Source organism: Nitrosophilus sp., assembly GCF_982775275.1.
The window spans coordinates 1-1,106 of the sequence record NZ_CEXZHP010000331.1; the positions used below are offsets into that span (position 1 = coordinate 1).

Sequence of the window (1,106 nt, forward strand, 5' to 3'; positions counted from 1 at the left end):
TGTTACAAAATATATGCTGGGTGTTTTTGATAAAACCTTTGTTACGACAATGGCGCAGGCACTTCAAATCAACAAAGCACACAGCGCACTTGTTGTAAGTTCTCAAGAGGGGATGGATGAGATAGGCATCAGCGGTATCACCTATGCAACACGGCTTAAAAACGGCACTTTGGAGGAGTTTGAGATAGACCCGCAACACTACGGCATCAAAAAAGCACCACTAGAAGCAATAGCAGGGGGTGATGCACGCCACAATGCCCATATTATGCTCAATATTTTCAATAACACCGCAACCGATCCACAAAGAGATATTGTACTGCTTAACAGTGCTGCATCTTTAATGGTTGAGGGGATGGCACGTGATATACAAGATGGTTTGGAGATGGCGCGTGAAGCGTTGGCAAATGCACGAGCAAAGAAAAAACTCAAGCAGATTGTAGAGATATCCAACAAACTATGAAAAAACACTATAAACTGAAATTAGATGAGCTTGAAAAGCTGGCAGAGGATATTGTACACCATTTCCCCAATGGTGTTATCATCTTACGCGGTGACTTGGCAGCGGGAAAAACAACACTCGTACAGGAGATTGCACGCAAAATGGGTGTAGCTGAGGATGTCACCTCCCCCACCTTCTCTTTGCAGCAATGTTATGCAGATACAATCTTTCATTACGATCTCTACAACCACGGTATAGAGCATTTCCTCTCACTGGGGATGTTAGAAGAGCTTGAGAAAGAGGGGCTTCATTGTATAGAGTGGGGAGATGATACCCTTAGAGAACTTTTAATATCGGCAGGCATCGATGTTATGGTAATAGATATACACAAAACAGATCCCAACACAAGAGAGTACACACTATGCACATACTAAAAGCGGTTGATTTAAAAAAAAGGATCAAAGACCTTGAGATTGTCAAAGGGATGAGCCTTGAGGTTCAAAGTGGTGAAGTTGTCGGACTGCTTGGACCAAATGGTGCAGGTAAAACAACCACCTTTTATATGATTTGCGGGCTTGTCGATGCAAGTGACGGTAAAGTATTTTTTGATGATGAGGATCTCATAGGCAAACCCTTACATGTTCGGGCATTGAAAGGGATAGGGTAT

Annotated in this window: 2 protein-coding genes and 1 pseudogene; all 3 read left to right on the forward strand. The window is 42.9% G+C overall.

The features are described 5' to 3' along the window. Positions 1-460, forward strand: a pseudogene (locus AC30RD_RS09765) (anthranilate phosphoribosyltransferase); the annotation flags it as partial. Continuing rightward, positions 457-873 (forward strand): tRNA (adenosine(37)-N6)-threonylcarbamoyltransferase complex ATPase subunit type 1 TsaE, encoded by a 417-nt coding sequence (gene tsaE, locus AC30RD_RS09770; protein ID WP_489494369.1) that lies wholly within the window; start codon positions 457-459, stop codon positions 871-873. The pseudogene AC30RD_RS09765 and the gene tsaE, both read left to right, overlap by 4 nt. Further along, the coding region (locus AC30RD_RS09775; RefSeq protein WP_489494370.1) for an ATP-binding cassette domain-containing protein at positions 861-1,106 on the forward strand (246 nt) is incomplete at its 3' end. The genes tsaE and AC30RD_RS09775, both read left to right, overlap by 13 nt.